This is a genomic window from Micrococcus sp. KRD096 (genome assembly GCF_017168495.1).
Lineage (GTDB): Bacteria > Actinomycetota > Actinomycetes > Actinomycetales > Micrococcaceae > Micrococcus > Micrococcus luteus.
Map to the genome: position 1 here is coordinate 70,680 of NZ_JABFAY010000020.1, position 17,864 is coordinate 88,543.

The window sequence follows — 17,864 nt, forward strand, 5'->3', positions numbered from 1 at the left end:
GGGTCCGGGGGCGCCCGGGGGCGGAGAGGCCGGGTCTGTGACGGCCGCTCAGCGGCGCAGCGCGACGAGGGCGTCCTCGGCGTCCCACTCGTGCCTCGGGGGAACGCCGGTTGACTTATCCCGGGTGCCGCGGCCTACGACCGGTGATAACTCAACCGACGACGGCGGCCGGCACCTTCACGCGCAGGCGCGGGCCGACGTCGTCCCGGCGGGGTGCTCAGGCGGTGCGCAGCACCATGCCCGGGTGGAGCATGGTCGAGACCGTCATACCGTTGAGGCGCTGCAGGCGCTCCATGGAGACGCCCGTGCGCTGGGCGATGAGCCACCAGCCGTCGTTCGCCTGGACCACGTAGGTGGCGGGCGAGGGCGCCGGGGCGGAGGCGGTCTGGCCGGTCCGCAGCACCATCTCCGGGTGCAGCACGGTGGTCGCGGTCATGCCGTTGAGGCGCTGGAGGGTCTCCATCGTCACGCCGGTGCGGTGGGCGATGATCCACCAGCCGTCGCCCTCGCGGACCGTGTACGTGCCCGGGGCAGGCGCGGGCGGGGAGGCCGGCGCCGTGGCGGCCGTGATGAGCACCATCCCCGGGTGCAGGACGGTGGACGCCGTCATGCCGTTGAGCCGCTGGAGCTCCGCGGCGGACACGCCGGTCCGTCGGGCGATGACCCACCAGCCGTCGTTCGGCTGCACCGTGTAGGTGCCGGTGGTGATCGGGGTGGGCTCCGGGGCGGTCGGGTCGGCGACGGTGCGCAGCACCATGCCCGGGTGGAGCACGGTCGACTCGGTCATGCCGTTGAGCTCCTGGAGGGTGGCCGCAGGTACGCCGGTGCGGCGGGCGATGGTCCACCAGCCGTCGTTCGGCTGCACCGTGTACGTGCCGGCGGTCGACGGCTCGGTCGACGGGGCCGGCATCGGCGCCGGGGTGGCCGGTGCCGGCGGCTGGCCGGCCGCCGTCGCGATGGCCTCGGCGCGGTCCCGCAGGTCGTCGAAGCGGGCCATCAGGTGCTGCCCCGGGCACGCGGTCGCGGACGTGGCCCGGTGCGGGAAGATCGTGTCCACGGTGACGGGCGTGCCCGCGGCGTACTTCGTGCTGCCGCCCGAGGTCAGGGTGACCCGGCCCCGCGCGTCGATGCCGTCGCGGTACAGGTAGTACGCGGTGGCGCGGGCCATCGCGTCCACGACCTCCTCGGACGGGGCGACCACGTCGTAGTTGCCCATCGTGGAGACGCCCATCGTGCCCCGGTTGAACCCGCCCGCGTGCGTGCCCAGCGGGTTCGAGTCCAAGGCGCCGCGGCGGCCCTCGTAGATGTTGCCGAAGCGGTCCGTGATCAGGTGGTACGGGAAGTCGCCCCAGCCGAGGGTCCTCGTGTAGTACGCGTAGATGCCGCGCATCGGCTCGACGGCCTGGGCGCGCGTGTAGTCATTGGTGCCGGCCGTGTGGTGGATGGTCAGCGCGCGCACCTGGTCGAACTGCGGGGAGGACTCGGCCCAGGACTCGTCCGCGCCCCATTGTGCGCGGGTGATCACGTCCGGAAGGATCTTCGCGCGGGCGTCCGAGACCGTGGCCACGGTGTGGCCCTCGGCGGGTGCGGCGCCCCCGACGACGGCGCTCGACTTCACGCCCCGGGGCAGGCCGGCGGTCTCGGCGGCCTGCTCGGCGGTCACCGCCGGCTGCGCGCTCGCGACGGTCTCGTCCGTGGCGGCCGTGCCCGGGTCGATGAGGGACAGCTCGAGGCCGGCCGGGGCTGCGCCGTCGACGGTGGTCACGCGCAGCTGGGCGCCGTCCGCGCCGAACGCGACGAACGGGTCCGTGCCGGTGCGCGCGGGGGCGGCGCCCTCGGGCAGGACGGGCCGATCCAGGACCTGCCACGGGCCCCAGGCCCCGTCCTGACGCACGCGGATCTCCACGCGCTCGACGGCGTCGTCCGCCGCGGCGTCCCACACGGCGGCGGCCACCGTGAACGGGCGGTCCACCACGGGCTCGCCGAGCACGACGCCGGCCGGAGCCTCCTCGGCCGGGACGAGGTTCTCGCCCTCCTGCGGGACGGTCGCGACGCCGGCGCCCTCGACGGGAGCGGCCGACGCGGGGGTCGCGGCCGCGCCGGCGGTCGTGGCGCGGGCGGCGTCGTCGAGCGGGCGCGCGTCGGGGGCGCCCTCCGTGGTCGCGGACGGCGGCTGCGGGAGCAGGCCGCCGACGAGGACGGAGAGCGCGGCGACCGCGACGGCGGGCGCGAGCGGGCGGGGGGACGCGGCGGAACCCGGCGGGAGAATCTTCATGCGGATGCCTTCGGAAGGTGGAGTGCCCGAGGAATGACAGGCGCGGGCCGTGTCGCTTTCCCGGGTCGGTGACGTGGTGCGGGCGGGATGACGGCCGGAGAGCCGTCGTGATCGTAGCGTGATTGACCATTCCCGGGAACCTTTTTCTCAGGCTTGTCGGGTCATTTCACACCCCGGTGATGTCCGGTTCATCCATTCACAGGTGGGCACGGTGTGGCGCCGGGGCGGAGCACAGCGGAGGGGTGTCGGGTCCGCGCCGGGGGATACGGTGGCGGGAGACCACCACGGGCCGCCCGGCCCGGGAACCAGAGGAGGCAGACCATGGCGGAGTCGATCCACATCGGCGCGGCGGCGGACGTCCCGGAGGGTGAGGCGATCGTCGTCCCGGCGGCGACGGCGGGGACGAGGGACGACGTCGCGGTGTTCCACACGGACGCGGGCGAGTTCCACGCGATCGACGACACCTGCACCCACGAGGACGCCTCGTTGGCCGAGGGCTGGCTCGAGGACGACCGCGTGGAGTGCCCGCTGCACGCCGCGCAGTTCTGCCTGCGCACCGGCGAGGCGCTCTGCCTGCCCGCCACCAAGGGCGTCGGCGTGCACCGCGTCGAGGAGCGCGAGGGCCAGCTCTACCTCGTCCCCGGCGCATGAGCCACGACGTCGAGGCCCCGGCAGGCGTGCCCGGCTCGGTCGCGGTGGTGGGCGGCGGCGTCGCGGGCTTCGCCGTGGTCCGCGAGCTGCGGCGTCGCGGTTTCGCGGGCGAGATCGCCCTCGTGGACCCGCAGGGCGTGCCCTATGACCGGCCACCCCTGAGCAAGGAGTTCCTGACCGGCGACGCGGACGCGCGCCGCCTGCTGCTCGCCCCGCCGGCGTGGTTCGCCGAGCACGGGGTGGAGCTGGTGGAGGACCTGGCGGTCCGGGTGGTGCCGGGCGGTGTCCACCCCGACGGCGGCCCCGCGCCCCACCGGGTGGAGACGGCCTCCGGGCGGGTCCTGGAGGCGGACGCGGTCGTGCTCGCCACGGGCGGGCGACCCCGGGCCCTCGACGTCGCCGGCGCCGACCACCCGGACCTGATCACCCTGCGCACCCGCTCCGACGCCGAGGCCCTGCGCGACCGCCTGACGTTCGGGGCCGAGGTGGCGGTCGTGGGCGGCGGCTTCACGGGGGCGGAGGTCGCGGCCGCGGCGCGTCGCTCGCTCGCCGCGGTGACGCTCGTGACCGGGACGGACGCCCCGGCCCGCGCAGCCGTCGGGCCGGCGCTGGCCGCCCGCCTGCACCGGATGCACGTCGAGCACGGGGTCGCGGTCGAGGTCGGCCGGGCGGCCTGGATCGAGCACCGGGACGCCGACGGCGGCGCCGCGCTGCCGGCCGCCCACCGGCTCCACCTCCACGACGGGCGGACCGTGGACGCCGACGTCGTGGTGCTGGCCGGGGGCACCGTGCCGGACACCGCCCTCGCCGAGGACGCCGGTCTGGAGGTGGCCGACGGCGTGCTCACGGACGCGATGGGCCGCACGACCGTGCCCGGGATCCTGGCCGTGGGTGACGCCGCGCGCGCCCGGGAGTCCGCGTGGGCGCCGTCGCGGCACTGGGAGCCGGCCCTGCGTTCCGGTGCGGCCGCCGCGGCGGCGCTCCTGGGGGAGCAGGCGGACGCCCCGGGCGCCCCGTGGTTCTGGTCCGACCGGTACGACGCCCACGTGGAGGCCGTGGGGGACATGACGGTGCCGGCCGGTGGGCGGATCGTGGACCGCGAGGTGCGCGGCGTCGTGGTGGCGAGCTTCGCCCTGGCCGCGGACGGGACCCTGCGCGGGGCCGCGTCGATCGACGACCCCATGACCGTCAAGGCCGCCCGGCGCATCATCGACCGGGGGATCGTGGTGGACGCCGCCGCGCTCGCGGACCCGGCCGTGCCGGTCAAGTCGCTGGCGCGGGGGTGAGGGCGCCCGTTTCGTCAACGAAAGCGGTCAGGTACCGCAGTAGGTGACGAACGGGGCCCCGTCCGCCGGACCCGGCTCCGCGTACCGCTCGAACCCGGGGCGCGGGGTGAAGGGATCCGTGACGGCCTCGAGCAGCCGGTGGACCGGGGCGAGGTCCCCGCCCTCCGCGGCCGTCAGGGCCTCGTCGAGCAGGTGGTTCCGCGGGATGTAGACGGGGTTCACCGCGCGCATCCGGGCCGGATCGGGACCCATCGCCCGCCAGTCCGCGAGCCAGGCGGCGAGCCCCGCGGGGTCCGGGGCGCCGGGGACGAGTCGTGCCGCCTCGGTGCGGGCCGCGTCGTCGTCCACGGGCGCCGCCGTGTGCTCGGCCAGCCGCACCCAGAACGAGGTCCAGTCGGCCCGCGCCGCGGCCAGCCACGGGAACAGGCGGTCGGTGAGCGCGGCGACGTCGTCCTCCGCCACGGACGCCGGGAGACCGAGCTTGTCCCGCAGTCCGCCCCGCCACGCCGCGAGATGGGCGCCGTGGAACCTGCCCAGCGCCTCCTGGGCGAGTGCGACGGCGCGGTCGGGGTCGTCGTCGAGCACGGGCACGAGGGCCTCGCCGAGCCGAGCGAGGTTCCACGCCGCGATGGGCCCCTGGTTGCCGTACGCGTACCGGCCCTGGGTGTCGATCGAGGAGAAGCTCGCGGCCGGGTCGAAGGCGTCGATGAACGCGCAGGGGCCGTAGTCGATGGTCTCGCCGGATAGGGTCATGTTGTCCGTGTTCATCACACCGTGCACGAAGCCGACGAGCATCCAGCGGGAGATGAGCTCGGCCTGCGCGGCGATCACCGCCTCGTAGAGCGCGAGCGCGGGGTGCTCGGCGTCGGTGGCGTGCGGGTGGTGGCGGGCGATGGCCTCGTCGACGATCCGGCGCAGCACCTCCGTGGGGTGCGCCTGCTCGGGGAGGGCCGCGGCGTACTGGGCCGTGCCGACGCGCAGGTGCGACGCGGCCGTCCGGGCCAGCACCGCACCCGGCAGCACGGTCTCGCGGCGGACCGGGTGGCCCGTGCCGACGACGGCCAGCGCCCGCGTGGTCGGCACGCCGAGGGCGTGCATCGCCTCGGAGACCACGTACTCGCAGAGCATGGGGCCGAGCACGGCCTGCCCGTCGGCGTTGCCGCGCGCGAAGGGCGTGCGACCGGAGCCCTTGAGATGCAGGTCGTGGAGCCGACCGTCCGGAGCCGTGAGCTCGCCGAGGAGGAGGGCGCGCCCGTCACCCAGGCGGGGAGAGTAGTGGCCGAACTGGTGGCCCGCGTACGCCTGCGCGACCGGCCGCGCGCCCGGGCCGGGCTGCTCGCCGGTGAGGAAGGAGACGCCGTCGTCGGTGGCGAGCCACTCGGCGTCGAGGCCGAGCTCCGCCGCGAGGCCGGCGTTGAGCAGGACGAGCTGCGGGCCGTCCGTGGCCTGGGCCTGCCAGGGCAGGGCGAGCTCCGGGAAGGTGTCGGCGAAATGCGAGCTCAGGGCGGGAACGGACGCGGTCATGGGGCCACGCTACGTGGAGGAGGACGGGTGTTCACGGGCCGACTCCCACCGCACCCGTCCTTTCGAGGCGGGAAATCGACCCCACGGGCGTGGACCAGAGCGCTTTGACCTGGATTTCCCGCCTCGAAACGGGGGGCCGTGGCGGACTGCGGTGACCGTGGATCTCACCGGGTCACCCACCGAACGCGGCCGCCCGGCGCCGCACCCGCGCGACGACGTCCGCGTAGTCGTTCCGAGCGTCGGCCCACATGACCTTGATCGAGAGCCAGTCGTGGTCGGCGCACCAGCGGTCGCGCAGCACGTCGCGGGCCTGCTGCTCGGCGGTGCGGTGGTGCTCGCCTTCGTATTGCAACGCGAGGCGCCACGGCCGATACCCGAGGTCGACCGTCGGAGCGCGGCGGTCTGACGGGTCCAGCCGGCACTGCACCTCGGGCTCCGGCAGCCCGGCATCGACGAGCGCCAGCCGCAGACGCGTCTCGCGCGGCGAATCCGCCCCCACGCGCATCCTCGCCAGCGCTGCCCGGGCCAGTCCGCGCCCCCGGAAACGTCCCCGTTCGGCCAGCGATCGGACGAGCTCCTCCGGGGTGTAGGCGGGATCCCCGCGTCCGCCGCCGGGCAGCCACGGCGGGCAGAGCAGCGCGTCACCGGCGGCGACGACGTCCCGCTCCGTGAGCGCCGCCCGTGCCGCGCACAGGTCCCACAGCGTGCGGGCCGGCGTCGTCACGAGCACGCCGCCCCGCGTCATCCGCTGTTTCTCCGGCACCTCGATGCGGTGGGGCACCAGACCCGCCTGGACCGGCCGGCCGCCCGACGTGCCGACGCTGACGTGCACCGCACCGGGGGCCAGCAGCCGTGCGGGCACGGTCAGGCCGTGCAGACGGGCGGCGGTCTCATGGCTGACGACGACGTCGGGATGGCGCCGCTGGTACGCGCGGACCTCATCCAGCGTCCACTCACGAACGGAGACCGCCGCAGAGCCGGCCGGCCCGTAGATGCCGTGGCGCAGCCGCCGCAGGTCTGAGGACTGCAGACGGGACCACGTCACACCCGCCCGGCGCGCGTCATCGACCGTGAAGGCGGTGGGGTCGATCGACGGCGGCAGCGGGGCGGGACGACGGGGCATGCGGCGAGCGTGCTCCGTCGGTCGGCATCCCGAGACAGACGAGCGGGGGCCTGGGGACGCGCGAGGGGGCCCGGCGCGGTTGTGCAGGAGGCGGTGACGTCCCCCGGGGCGCCGGCCCCGAGCCATTCGAGGCGGGAAATCCACGTCATGGGCCAGGATCGGGCGTCCATGGGGTGGATTTCGCGCCCCGAAGTGAGGGGATGACCAGGTCAGTACGACGCGCGGGGCGCGCCCTCCCCGTCGCCCGCGGCGTCGCTCGGCTCCGGGCACCAGCGGTCGGCGAGGGCCTCGGCGGCGCGGGCCAGCAGGGCGACGTCGGCGCCCACGTTGACGTAGTCCGCACCGGCGGCGGCGTAGGCGTCGGCCTGCGCGGGCACGAACGCGTTGACGCCCACGATCTTCCCGGCGGCCTTGACCTTCGCGATGACCTCTTCGACCGCGGCCACCACCTCCGGGTGCGACTGCTGGCCGAGCAGGCCCAGGGACGCGGAGAGGTCCGAGGGGCCGATGAAGACGCCGTCGATCCCGTCCACCGCCGCGATCTCGTCCGCGTTGCGCACGCCGGCGGCGGTCTCGATCTGCACGATCACGGAGACGTGGTCCGCCGCGCCGGGCAGGTAGCCGGGGATCCGGTTCCAGCGGCCGGAGCGCGCCAGGGCGGAGCCCACGCCGCGCACCCCGCCCTCGGCGGAGCCGTCCGGGTAGCGGGCGGCGGCCACGGCGTGGCGGGCCATCGCGGCGTCGTCGACCATGGGCACCAGCAGCGTCTGGGCGCCCAGGTCCAGGAACTGCTTGATGGCCACGGTGTCCAGCGCCGGCACGCGCACCAGGGTGGGCACGCGGTAGCCGGCGATCGTGCGCAGCTGGGCAAGGACGTCCTGCAGGGTCAGCGGGGCGTGCTCGGCGTCGATGAGCAGGTAGTCGAGGCCCGCGCCGGCGCAGATCTCCGCCGTCGTCGGGTCCCCGGAGGAGAGGAACATGCCGGCGGCGGGGCGGCCCCCACGGGCGGCGACGGCCTCGGGCGTGAAGAGGTCGCGGAACAGCGGCTGCGGGTTGTGGCGGACGGGCATGGGACGTTCCTCCGGGGTTCTCCGCGCCCTCCACCCGACGCGGGTTGAGTTGTCGCGGGTGGAGCGGGGTCGTACTGGTGATAGGTCAACCCGCGTTGCGGGCGGGCGGGGCGACGACGACGGGCGGGTCAGGCGAAGCGGCAGGTAATGGTGCCGAGCGGGCCGTAGTCGGCGTAGACGGTGTCGCCCTCGTACACCCACATCGGGCGGGTGAAGGAGCCGGCGAGCACGATCTCACCGGCTTCGAGCGCGTCTCCGTGCTCGGCGATGCGGTTGGCCAGCCAGTGCACGCCGTTGGCCGGGTGGTTCAGCACGCCCGCGGCCACGCCGGTCTCGATGATCTCCTCGTTGCGGGAGAGGATGCCGGAGACCCACCGCAGGTCGACGTCGTGCACGCCCACGGGGCGGCCGCCGATCACCAGGGAGCCCAGCGCCGCGTTGTCCGAGATGGTGTCCGTGATGGTGCGGCCGGCCATCTCGATGCGCGAGTCCAGCACCTCGAGCGCGGGCACCACGTACTCGGTGGCGCGCAGCACGTCCATCAGGTTCAGGCCGGGCCCGCGCAGCTCGTCCCGCAGCACGAACGCCAGCTCCATCTCGATGCGCGGATGGGTGTACTTCTTCCACTCGTACACGTGGCCGGACTCGAACACTTGGTCGTCGAAGATCACGCCGTAGTCCGGCTCGTCGATTCCGGTGGCGTCCTGCATGGCCTTCGAGGTCAGGCCGATCTTGTGGCCCACCTTGCGGCGGCCCGCCTCGACCTGACGCTCGGCCCAGATGCGCTGGACGGCGTACGAGTCCTCGATCTCCATCTCCGGGTAGCGCGCGGTCAGCCGCGCCACGGGCACGCGGTCGATGCCCGCGCGGTGCAGCTCGTCGGCGATCTTGACGTGGGTCTCGTGGTCCAGCACAGCGGTCTCCTTCACGACGACGGGCAGGGGCCTCGCCTTGATCGTATACGATTACGCGGTTCGGCCCCCGGCCCCGTCGCCATCCTGTCACCGCCCCGGATCAGTCCGGGGCGCGCGTCCCGATGCCCAGCCCGGGCTTGCGGCGGTGCACCGTGAGCCAGGCCAGCCCCTCGCGGCCCGGCGACCCCCGACGCCCGTCTGCGAGGCGGGACACCCCTGCTCCCCACGCTTTGAGGCGGGAAATCGAGCTCAAACTGGCCCTCCTGGCTCGAATGAGATGGATTTTCCGCCTCGAACGGCGCGGGGCGGGGAGACGCGGAGGATGGCAGGGAGGGCGGACGCCGACGGCGGGCACCTGCGTTGGGTGCCCGCCGTCGTCGTGGTGTCCCGAAGCGGTGCCGGCCGTGCCGGTCAGAGCTGGTTGCCGAGCTTGTACTCGCCCTGCTTCCACTCCGGCATGGACTCCTCGCCCTGCCCCTCGCGGGTGTAGGAGAAGCCGTCGGCGCCGATGGTCACGGCCATCTCCGAGTCGTCGGTGCGGGAAACCAGCGGCTGCAGGTTGCCGTCGAGGTCCAGCACGCGGGAGGCATCGGTGTACCAGGACGGCACGACCGGGGTGCCCCACCAGTCGCGGCGCTGGTTGTCGTGCACGTCCCAGGTGACCACGGGGTTGTCCGGGTCGCCGGTGTAGTAGTCCTGGGTGTAGACCTCCACGCGGTGGCCGTCGGGGTCGCGCAGGTAGAGGTAGAACGCGTTGGAGACGCCGTGGCGACCCGGGCCGCGCTCGATGTGGTCGGACATGCGCAGGGCGCCGAGCTTGTCGCAGATCGCCAGGATGTTGTGCTTCTCGTGCGTGGCGAAGCACACGTGGTGCATCCGCGGGCCGTCGCCGCCGGTCATGGCGGTGTCGTGCACGGTGGGCTTGCGGCGCATCCACGCGGCGTAGACGGTGCCGTTCTCGTCCTGGATGTCCTCGGTGACGCGGAAGCCCAGGTCCTGCATGTAGCGGGCGGCACGCGGCACGTCCGGGGTCACCTGGTTGAAGTGGTCCAGGCGGACCAGTGCGCCCGGGGTGTAGAGGTCGTAGCGCCAAGCCAGGCGCTCCACGTGCTCGACGTCGTGGAAGAACTCGTAGGGGAAGCCCAGCGGGTCCTCGACGCGCACAGAGTCGCCGACGCCCTTGACGAAGCCGTCCTTCCGGCGCTCCACGCGGCAGCCCAGCTCCTCGTAGAAGGCGACCGCCTTGTCCAGGTCCTCGGGGGTGCGCACGCGGTAGGAGAACGCGGCCACGGCGGCGGTCTCGCCCTGGCGCAGCACCAGGTTGTGGTGGATGAACTCCTCCATGGAGCGCAGGTAGACGGTCTCCTCGTCCTCCTCGGTGACCACGAGGCCGAGCACGTCCACGTAGAACTCGCGGGACTGGGCGAGGTCCGTGACCACGAGCTCCATCGAGGCGCAGCGCAGGATGTCCGGCGCCTCGGACGTCGGGGTGGGGAGGGGGTTCTCCGGGTCGATGAGGACTTCCTTGGTGACGAAGAAGCCGGAGGAGGTCTTCTGGCGGCTCTCGAGGTTGGTCATCGGTGCTCCTTGGTGAGGGGGCGGTGCGCTGTGGCCTGGGACACGGTCACGGGCTCGATCGTATACGATCCGGGCGACCGGCGGGAAGGCGGTCGAGGAACGCGGGTTGAGTTGTCGCGGGTCCGGGGCGCCCGCACCCGCGACAACTCAACCCGCGTCGGGTGGGCCGGGGGAGAAGCCCGGCCCGGCCCCACCACGACGACGGCGCCCGCACCGTCGCGGGGACGGTGCGGGCGCCGTCGTGGTCGCCGGTCAGTGCGGGTCAGCCGTCGATCTTCGCCGCGGCCTGCTCCTGCTTGCCGAACACCGGGTTGTGGACCTCGCCGAGGTTGATGTGCACGGCCTGCTGATCGGTGTAGAAGTCGATCGAGCGGTAGCCGCCCTCGTGGCCCAGGCCGGAGGCCTTCACCCCGCCGAACGGGGTGCGCAGGTCCCGCACGTTGTTGGAGTTCAGCCACACCATGCCGGCCTCCACGTTCTGCGCGAAGTTGTGGGCGCGCTTGAGGTCGTTCGTCCAGATGTACGCTGCGAGGCCGTACTTCGTGTTGTTGGCCAGCTCGAGGGCCTCCTCCTCCGTGTCGAACGGGGTGATGGCCACCACCGGGCCGAAGATCTCCTCCTGGAAGATCCGGGCCTCCGGGGCCACGTCCGCGAACACGGTGGGCTGCACGAAGTTGCCCTCGGGGAAGCCCTCCGGGCGGCCGCCGCCGGCCACCAGGCGGGCCTCGGTCTTGCCGATCTCCACGTAGGACATGACCTTCTCGAAGTGCTCCGGGTGCACGATCGCGCCGACCTCGGTGGTCTCGTCGTCCGGCAGGCCGACCTTCACGCGGGAGGCCTGGGCGGCGTAGCGCTCCACGAACTCGTCGTAGACGGAACGCTGGACCAGGATGCGGGAGCCGGCGGTGCAGCGCTCGCCGTTCAGGGAGAACACGCCGAAGATGGTCGCGTCGATCGCCGCGTCCAGGTCCGCGTCCTCGAACACCACGGCCGGGGACTTGCCGCCGAGCTCCATGGACAGGCCCTTCAGGTGCGGGGCGGCGTTGGCGAAGATGATCTGGCCGGTGCGGGACTCGCCGGTGAAGGAGATCAGCGGCACGTCCGGGTGCTTCACGAGCGGGTCGCCCGCGTAGCCCTCCTCGCCGAAGCCGTGCACCATGTTGAACACGCCCTTCGGCAGGCCGGCCTCCTCGAAGATCCCGCCCCACAGGGAGGCCGAGAGCGGGGTGAACTCGGCGGGCTTGAGCACCACCGAGTTGCCGGTGGCGATGGCCGGGGCCAGCTTCCAGGACTCCAGCATGAACGGGGTGTTCCACGGGGTGATCAGGCCGGCGACGCCGATCGGCTTGCGGTTCACGTAGTTGATCTGGCGGCCCGGCACCTTGAAGGTGTCGTCGTGCTGGGCCACGATCAGGTCCGCGAAGAAGCGGAAGTTCTCGGCGGCGCGGGCGGCCTGGCCCCTCGCCTGCTTGATCGGCAGGCCGGTGTCGAAGCACTCCATCTCGGCCAGCTGGTCGCCGCGGGTCTCCATGATGTCGGCGATCCGGTGCAGCACGCGGGAGCGCTGGCGCGGCAGGGCCTGGGACCACTCGCCGGACTCGAAGGCCCGCTTCGCGGTGGCGACGGCGCGGTCGATGTCCGCGGCCTTGCCGGAGGCGGCCGTCAGGTACGGCTCGTTGGTCACCGGGTCGAGCACCTCGAAGGTGTCGCCGTCGATCGAGTCGACGAACTCGCCGTCGATGTAGTGGCGCAGGACGTCGGGCAGGCCCGCGGGCTTGCGGGCCTCGATGCTGGTCTTCTCCGTCATGGTGTCTCTTTCACTGAGTGCTTCGGGTGGGTCTGATGATCGGGGCCTGGAGCAGCCGGCGTCGGCGCCGGTCCGGCCGGCGGTCACGCGGACGGCTCGGCGCTGTGCTCCAGGTAGGCGTGCAGGGTGTTCAGGCGGTGGGCGCGGGCGGCGGCCTCGATCTCCTCGAAGCGCGCCCCGTCCTCGATCAGGCGCAGCAGGTGCTCGTGCTCGTCCACGGAGGCCACCGCCCGACCGGGCACGTACGCGAACGTGGAGGAGCGCAGCGCGGCCAGGCGGTTCCAGCCGCGGTGCACCAGGTCGTGCACGTGCTCGTTCTGGTGATGCTCGAACAGGATCGAGTGGAAGCGACGGTTGAGCTCGGTGAACGCCACCGGGTCCCAGGCCTTCTCCGACTCCGTCATCGCGCGCATGGTCGCGTTCACCTCGCGGGCCGCCGCGAGGTCCTCGGCGGTCACGTGCGGGGCGCACTGGGCAGTGGAGAACCCCTCCACCAGCGCCAGCGTCTCCATGGTGTGGCGGTACTCGACCGGGTCGATGCCCACCACGGTCGCGCCCACGTTGCGCTCATAGGCCACCAGCTTCTCGGACTGCAGGCGGCGGATCGCCTCCCGCACGGGCACCACGGACATGCCCAGCTCCGCGGCGATCTGGGACAGCACCAGCCGGTCGCCCGGCTCGTGGCGCTGGTCCCGGATCCCCTCGAGGATCGCCTGGTAGGCGCGGTCCGCCTTGGAGACGGGGGCTCCTGCGAGGCCGACCGTTCCGATGTCCGTCCGGCGCATGCTCAGGCGTCGCCCTCCGGGGCCGGGGCGTCCGGCAGGGTCTTGCGGTACTCGGCGAACTTGGCCTTCCACTCGGCGTTCGGGGGGAACATCCCGTCCACCGGGTGGCCGGCCTTGACCTGCTCGTACGCCCAGGCGTCCTGGAGCTCCTGCTCGTAGGCGTCGTCCACGACCTCCTGGAGCAGAGACGGCGGGATGACCACCACACCGTCGTCGTCACCGACGATGATGTCGCCGGGCTGCACGGTGGTGCCGCCGCAGGCGATGGTGCCGCCGACCTCCCACGGGATGTGACGGCGGCCCAGCACGGCCGGGTGCGTGGCGCCGGCGTAGACCTGGAGGCCGACCTCGGCCACCGCGGCGGAGTCACGGATGCCGCCGTCCGTGATCACGGCGTTCGCGCCGTTCACCTGGGCGCGCAGGGCCAGGACGTCCCCGAGGGTGCCGGTGCCGTGCTCGCCACGGGCCTCCATGACCACCACGTCGTCCGGCTGCACCGAGTCGATGGCCCGCTTCTGGGCGTTGAAGCCGCCGCCGAACTCCTTGAACAGGTCCTCGCGCTTGGGGATGTAGCGCAGGGTCTTCGCGTAGCCGAGGACGCGCCGACCCCGGTGGATCGGGCGCGGGCCGTCGATGGTCGCGTTCTGGATGCCGCGCTTCTGCAGCTGGGCGGTGAGGGTGGCCACCGCGATGGCGTCGATCTTGGCGCGCAGCGCCGGGGTCAGCAGGGAGCGGTCGGGCTGCGGGGCGCTCGCGACCCAGTGGCCGTTCTCGTCCACCGCGGACGACGACGGCGCCGCGGCCTGCGGGGCCAGACCGGCGGCCTCGCGGGAGCCCCAGGCCTCCTCGCGCTGCACGTCGTCCACCTGCGGCTGCGCGCCGAACGGGGCCAGGGAGTGCTCCGAGTCGACGACCGTCGTCACCAGGCGGCCGGTGGTCGGGGCGCCGGGGGCGCTGGGGGCGTCCACCTCCACCTCGACGACGTCGCCCGGCTGGGCCACGGAGGATCCGGCGGGGGTGCCGGTGAGGATGACGTCGCCCTCCTCGAGCGTCATGAGCTGCGAGAGGTCGGCCACGAGCCGGCCGAACGGGAAGACGAGGCCCTCGGTGGTGTCGTCCTGGACGATCTCGCCGTTGACCCAGGTGCGCACGCGCAGGGCGGCCGGGTCCAGGCCCGCGGCGGCGATCACCGCGGGGCCGAGCGGGGTGTAGCCGTCGCCGGACTTGTTCTTGACGTTGGAGCCCTTGTCCGCGTGGCGGAGGTCGTAGAGGCCCCAGTCGTTGGCGGCGGTGATGCCGGAGACGTACGACCAGCCCTCCTCCGGGCTGACGCGCCGGGCGGTGCGGCCGATGATCAGCGCGATCTCGCCTTCATAGGCGAGCAGCTCGGTGCCGGCGGGGCGCTCGATCGTGTCGCCGCTGCGGGCGATGGAGGTGCCGGCCTTGAGGAAGTAGCCGGGGGCCTGCGGGGACCGGCCGCGCTGGGCGATGCGGGAGGGGTAGTTCAGGTGCAGGGCCAGCACCTTGCCCGGCCGGTTCTCCCGGACGGTGAAGTCGCGCTCGGTGACGGTGGGCGTGGGGTCCGGTGTGCTCTGCGTCATGGTCGAGATCGTATACGATCCCGCGGGCCGGGGGAAGAGGCCGCACGCCCGGCGGGCGTGCCGGGCCGTCGTCGTGGACGCCCGCAGCGGCTCAGCGGGCCCGGGCGATCGACTCGTTCACCGCGGGGGCCAGGCGCCGCACGCCCTCCACGAGCTTCTGGGCGTCCACGAACGAGTACGCCAGGCGCAGGGTGGAGTGCGTGCCCTCGACGGGGGTGAAGGCCGCCCCCGGCACGAACACCGCGCCCGCCTCGATGCCGCGGTGCATCACCTCGAGGGTGTCCACCCCGGCCGGCAGGGTGGCCCACAGGAAGAAGCCGCCCTGCGGGGTGATGAACTCGACCCCCGGGTCCCAGTGTTCACGCACCGCGTCCACGAGCGCCGCGGCCCGCTCGCGGTACAGCCCGGTCACGTGGCGGACGTGGCCCTGCCAGTCCAGCTGCGTGACGAAGGCGGTGGAGAGCATCTGCGAGTACGTGGACGCGTGGATGTAGGCGGACTCCGCGCACAGGTAGAACTCGCGCTGGAGCGCGGCCGGCACGAGCGCCCAGCCGATGCGCATGCCCGGGGAGAAGATCTTGGACATCGTGCCGAGGTAGACCACGTTGTCCCGGTGGTCAGCGGCGATCGGCGCGACGGGCTCGCCGCCGAACGCGATCTGCCCGTACGGGTTGTCCTCCACGATGAGCACGCCGTGCTTCTCGCAGATCGCGCCCACCTCGGCGCGGCGGCCCGGGGGCAGCAGGGCGCCCGAGGGGTTCGCGAACGAGGGGATCGTGTAGAGGAAGGCCACGCGGCGGCCCTCGGCGGCCAGGCGGGTCAGGGTCTCGTCGAGGGCCGCGGGCACCAGGCCGTGGTCGTCGGTGCCCGTGGCCACGGCCTCGAGCTGCCAGGTGGTGAAGGTGGTCAACGCGCCCACGAACGTGGGGTCCTCCACCACGACGACGTCGCCCGGGTTCGCGAACGCCCGGCAGGCGGTGTCGATCGCGGCCTGCGAGCCGGGGGTGATGACCACGAGGTCGGGATCCGCGTCCGGGATGCCGTCGGCGGCCATCACGGCGGTCGCGGCGGCACGCATCTCCTCGGTGCCCTGGCCCGGGCCGTACTGCAGGGACTCCGTGCCGAACCGGGTCATCAGGTCGGAGGCGATCCGGCCCAGCTCGTCGAGGGGCAGGTCGGCGAGCCACGGGTTCCCGCCCGCGAGCGAGATGAGGTTCGGGTCCATCGCGATGTCGAAGACGTCGCGGACCGCGGACTGCTTCACGCCGACGGCGCGCTGGGACAGGTGATCTCGGAGGTTCCGCACGCTCGGCACCCTATAGCACGGCGCGGCCGTGCCCGAAGGTCCGATGACGGGCGACGACGGCGGGTCGCCCGGTCAGGGGGCGCTCGGCTCCTGGGCGGGGGACCACGTGCCCTGGGTCGGCTCGGCGGGACCCCACGACGACTCCTCGGCCGGCGCCCAGGTGTCGTCCGAGGGCTCGGCCGGCGCCCAGGTCGAGGGCTCGGCCGGAGCCCACGTGTCCTCCGGCGACTCGCCCTCCGGCGCCCACGTCTGCCCGCCGGATCCGTCGCTCGGCTCCCCACTCGGCGTGGGGTCCCCCTGCGGGACGTCCACGGACTCGCCGAGGCGGAGCGGTTCGAGCCCCAACACGTCGTCGAGGTCCCGGCCGTCCACCTCGAGTCGGACCTGGCCCGCGGACGTGAAGGCGGCGGCGGTCGCCTGCAGCTGGGCGCGGATCCGCTCGGCCGTGCACTCGTCCTCCGGCGTCACGGTGCCGGTGAAGGTGAAGATCTCCACGTCGCCCTCGCGGCGGTGCCCGGTCGGGGTGAGGGTCTCGCGCGCGTCGAACACGGCGTTCCACAGCGACGGGTCGCCGTGCCAGCCGCGCTCGTCCGCGAACAGGAAGTCCAGGGCGGCGTCCGCCTCGTCCTCGGTGTCCGTCGGCACGGTCTGCACGGGCACCAGCAGGTCGCCGCAGCCGAAGGGCCGGCCGCTCGTCCCCGGGACCGCCTCCGGTTCCGCGACGGCGAGGTAGACCGTCAGCGGCTGATACCCCTCCGTCGCGGGCAGGGGCACGCCGTCGTCGGACGCCGAATCCTCGGCCAGTCCGGGGTCGACCGCGCAGCCGGCCAGCAGGCACGCGGCGGCCACGGCACCCGTGATCCGCAGGGCGCGGGAAGGGGAGGGCGGGCGCATCGGGTACTCCTGGCGGTCGGGGGTCGGCGACGTCGGACGGACCGACGGCCTCTCCATGCTACGGCCGTCCGTCTCGCCCGCCGCGAGCGGATGTGAGGCCTCCCGCGGGTGGGAAGGGGCCCGCGGGCGGACGGCCGCGGCGGGCTAGGCTGGAGGCCATGCCCGTGAGGAACCGTCGCGCCGCCGCCCTGCCCGCCAAGCTCAGCCGCTCCTGGCTGCTGGTCAACGCGGCCACCCCCGACGCGTTCGCCCCCGCCCTGGCCTCCGAGGCCGACTCCGTCATCTTCGACCTCGAGGCCGCCGTGCCGGAGGAGCAGAAGGACGCGGCCCGCCAGCACGTCGTGGACGCCCTCTCCGGCGGCATGACGGCGTGGGTGCGCATCTCCGCGACCTCCACGGACCACTGGCAGCGGGACCTCGAGGCGCTCGCGGGTCTCGACGGCGTGCGCGGCGTCGTGCTGGCCGAGACCGAGGAGCCGGAGCAGGTCACGTTCACCGCGATGCGTCTGCGCGCCGGCACCCCGGTGATCGCCCTGCTGGAGTCCGCCCTGGGCATCGAGAACGCCACGGCCGTGGCCAAGGCGCCGGGCACGTTCCGTCTCGCCTTCGGCGTGAACGACTTCCGCAAGGACGTCGGCGTCGGCGAGGACCCGCTGGCCATGGCCTACGCCCGCTCCCGCATGGTGATCGCCTCCCGCGTGGGCGGTCTGCCCGGGGCGATCGACGGACCGCCCGGCAACGCGGACGGTGAGGACGCGGTCGTCGACTCCAGCGCCGTCACCGCCTCGATGGGCATGACCGGCCGCCTCGTCCTGAACCGGGATCAGGTGGACTGGGTCAACCGGGCGATGTCCCCGTCCGAGGACGAGCTCGCGTGGGCCCGCGACCTGCTCGAGAAGCATGCTCAGGGCGCCGCCGTCGGCGACGGTTCGTACCTGCCCCGCGTGCTGCGCGCCCAGAAGATCGCGGACCTCGCGGACTCGTACGGGCTCTGGAACGCGTGAGCACGGCCGGGGCGCGCGCATGAGTCCCCGCACCGACGGGTGGCTC

At 73.6% G+C, this 17,864-nt stretch carries 14 protein-coding genes; 3 read left to right on the plus strand and 11 right to left on the minus strand.

Going from position 1 to position 17,864, the window contains the following annotated elements; translation table 11 throughout:
• Nucleotides 1-217: 217 nt before the first annotated feature.
• Nucleotides 218-2,275: a LysM peptidoglycan-binding domain-containing protein gene (locus tag J1M41_RS10470; RefSeq protein ID WP_206451700.1), complete on the minus strand. Its 2,058-nt coding sequence runs from the start codon at nucleotides 2,273-2,275 to the stop codon at nucleotides 218-220.
• Nucleotides 2,276-2,596: 321 nt separating this feature from the next.
• On the opposite strand from J1M41_RS10470, the gene J1M41_RS10475 reads away from it, so the two are divergent.
• Together J1M41_RS10475 and J1M41_RS10480 are read left to right on the plus strand one after the other, a co-directional pair.
• Complete coding sequence (locus J1M41_RS10475) at nucleotides 2,597-2,926, plus strand: bifunctional 3-phenylpropionate/cinnamic acid dioxygenase ferredoxin subunit (protein WP_098094250.1); 330 nt, start codon at nucleotides 2,597-2,599, stop codon at nucleotides 2,924-2,926.
• Nucleotides 2,923-4,212 carry an NAD(P)/FAD-dependent oxidoreductase gene (locus J1M41_RS10480; protein WP_206451701.1) on the plus strand — a complete coding sequence of 430 codons (1,290 nt, stop codon included), beginning with the start codon at nucleotides 2,923-2,925 and terminating at the stop codon, nucleotides 4,210-4,212. Before J1M41_RS10475 ends, J1M41_RS10480 begins: the two co-directional genes overlap by 4 nt.
• Before the next feature lie 27 nt (nucleotides 4,213-4,239).
• On the opposite strand, the gene J1M41_RS10485 is transcribed toward J1M41_RS10480, so the two are convergent.
• From J1M41_RS10485 to J1M41_RS10530, 10 genes are all read right to left on the minus strand, one after another.
• Entirely contained in the window at nucleotides 4,240-5,736 is a 1,497-nt protein-coding gene (locus J1M41_RS10485; RefSeq protein WP_206451702.1) for a YdiU family protein, read from the minus strand.
• 172 nt (nucleotides 5,737-5,908) lie between these two features.
• Nucleotides 5,909-6,859 carry a hypothetical protein gene (locus tag J1M41_RS10490; RefSeq protein ID WP_206451703.1) on the minus strand — a complete coding sequence of 317 codons (951 nt, stop codon included), beginning with the start codon at nucleotides 6,857-6,859 and terminating at the stop codon, nucleotides 5,909-5,911.
• A gap of 209 nt (nucleotides 6,860-7,068) precedes the next feature.
• Nucleotides 7,069-7,929, minus strand: a complete 861-nt coding sequence (locus J1M41_RS10495; protein WP_274607170.1) for an HpcH/HpaI aldolase/citrate lyase family protein — start codon at nucleotides 7,927-7,929, stop codon at nucleotides 7,069-7,071.
• Between the two features lie 128 nt (nucleotides 7,930-8,057).
• Nucleotides 8,058-8,843: a fumarylacetoacetate hydrolase family protein gene (locus J1M41_RS10500; RefSeq protein ID WP_206451722.1), complete on the minus strand. Its 786-nt coding sequence runs from the start codon at nucleotides 8,841-8,843 to the stop codon at nucleotides 8,058-8,060.
• Nucleotides 8,844-9,254: 411 nt separating this feature from the next.
• Nucleotides 9,255-10,421: a 3,4-dihydroxyphenylacetate 2,3-dioxygenase gene (hpaD, locus tag J1M41_RS10505; protein WP_206451704.1), complete on the minus strand. Its 1,167-nt coding sequence runs from the start codon at nucleotides 10,419-10,421 to the stop codon at nucleotides 9,255-9,257.
• 262 nt (nucleotides 10,422-10,683) lie between these two features.
• The gene (gene hpaE, locus J1M41_RS10510) at nucleotides 10,684-12,228 is read right to left on the minus strand and encodes a 5-carboxymethyl-2-hydroxymuconate semialdehyde dehydrogenase (RefSeq protein ID WP_206451705.1); all 1,545 of its coding nucleotides are present in this window, start codon (nucleotides 12,226-12,228) and stop codon (nucleotides 10,684-10,686) included.
• Between the two features lie 83 nt (nucleotides 12,229-12,311).
• On the minus strand, nucleotides 12,312-13,013 hold the full coding sequence (locus tag J1M41_RS10515; RefSeq protein ID WP_063188614.1) for a GntR family transcriptional regulator: 702 nt from the start codon (nucleotides 13,011-13,013) through the stop codon (nucleotides 12,312-12,314).
• Between the two features lie 2 nt (nucleotides 13,014-13,015).
• Nucleotides 13,016-14,614 (minus strand): fumarylacetoacetate hydrolase family protein, encoded by a 1,599-nt coding sequence (locus J1M41_RS10520; RefSeq protein WP_206451706.1) that lies wholly within the window; start codon nucleotides 14,612-14,614, stop codon nucleotides 13,016-13,018.
• 91 nt (nucleotides 14,615-14,705) lie between these two features.
• Entirely contained in the window at nucleotides 14,706-15,920 is a 1,215-nt protein-coding gene (locus J1M41_RS10525) for a PLP-dependent aminotransferase family protein (RefSeq protein WP_206451707.1), read from the minus strand.
• A 72-nt stretch (nucleotides 15,921-15,992) separates the two neighbouring features.
• Nucleotides 15,993-16,814, minus strand: a complete 822-nt coding sequence (locus J1M41_RS10530; RefSeq protein WP_206451708.1) for a hypothetical protein — start codon at nucleotides 16,812-16,814, stop codon at nucleotides 15,993-15,995.
• Nucleotides 16,815-16,972: 158 nt separating this feature from the next.
• On the opposite strand from J1M41_RS10530, the gene J1M41_RS10535 reads away from it, so the two are divergent.
• Nucleotides 16,973-17,818: a CoA ester lyase gene (locus tag J1M41_RS10535; protein WP_113914326.1), complete on the plus strand. Its 846-nt coding sequence runs from the start codon at nucleotides 16,973-16,975 to the stop codon at nucleotides 17,816-17,818.
• Nucleotides 17,819-17,864 lie beyond the last annotated feature (46 nt).

Bases quoted from the DNA above. Each gene is read 5' to 3' on its own strand.
- J1M41_RS10520 (WP_206451706.1), bottom strand. From the start codon at position 14,614: ATGACGCAGAGCACACCGGACCCCACGCCCACCGTCACCGAGCGCGAC.
- J1M41_RS10515 (WP_063188614.1), bottom strand. From the start codon at position 13,013: ATGCGCCGGACGGACATCGGAACGGTCGGCCTCGCAGGAGCCCCCGTC.
- J1M41_RS10490 (WP_206451703.1), bottom strand. From the start codon at position 6,859: ATGCCCCGTCGTCCCGCCCCGCTGCCGCCGTCGATCGACCCCACCGCC.
- J1M41_RS10470 (WP_206451700.1), bottom strand. From the start codon at position 2,275: ATGAAGATTCTCCCGCCGGGTTCCGCCGCGTCCCCCCGCCCGCTCGCG.
- J1M41_RS10530 (WP_206451708.1), bottom strand. From the start codon at position 16,814: ATGCGCCCGCCCTCCCCTTCCCGCGCCCTGCGGATCACGGGTGCCGTG.
- hpaD (WP_206451704.1), bottom strand. From the start codon at position 10,421: ATGACCAACCTCGAGAGCCGCCAGAAGACCTCCTCCGGCTTCTTCGTC.
- J1M41_RS10485 (WP_206451702.1), bottom strand. From the start codon at position 5,736: ATGACCGCGTCCGTTCCCGCCCTGAGCTCGCATTTCGCCGACACCTTC.
- J1M41_RS10495 (WP_274607170.1), bottom strand. From the start codon at position 7,929: ATGCCCGTCCGCCACAACCCGCAGCCGCTGTTCCGCGACCTCTTCACG.
- hpaE (WP_206451705.1), bottom strand. From the start codon at position 12,228: ATGACGGAGAAGACCAGCATCGAGGCCCGCAAGCCCGCGGGCCTGCCC.
- J1M41_RS10475 (WP_098094250.1), top strand. From the start codon at position 2,597: ATGGCGGAGTCGATCCACATCGGCGCGGCGGCGGACGTCCCGGAGGGT.
- J1M41_RS10480 (WP_206451701.1), top strand. From the start codon at position 2,923: ATGAGCCACGACGTCGAGGCCCCGGCAGGCGTGCCCGGCTCGGTCGCG.
- J1M41_RS10535 (WP_113914326.1), top strand. From the start codon at position 16,973: ATGCCCGTGAGGAACCGTCGCGCCGCCGCCCTGCCCGCCAAGCTCAGC.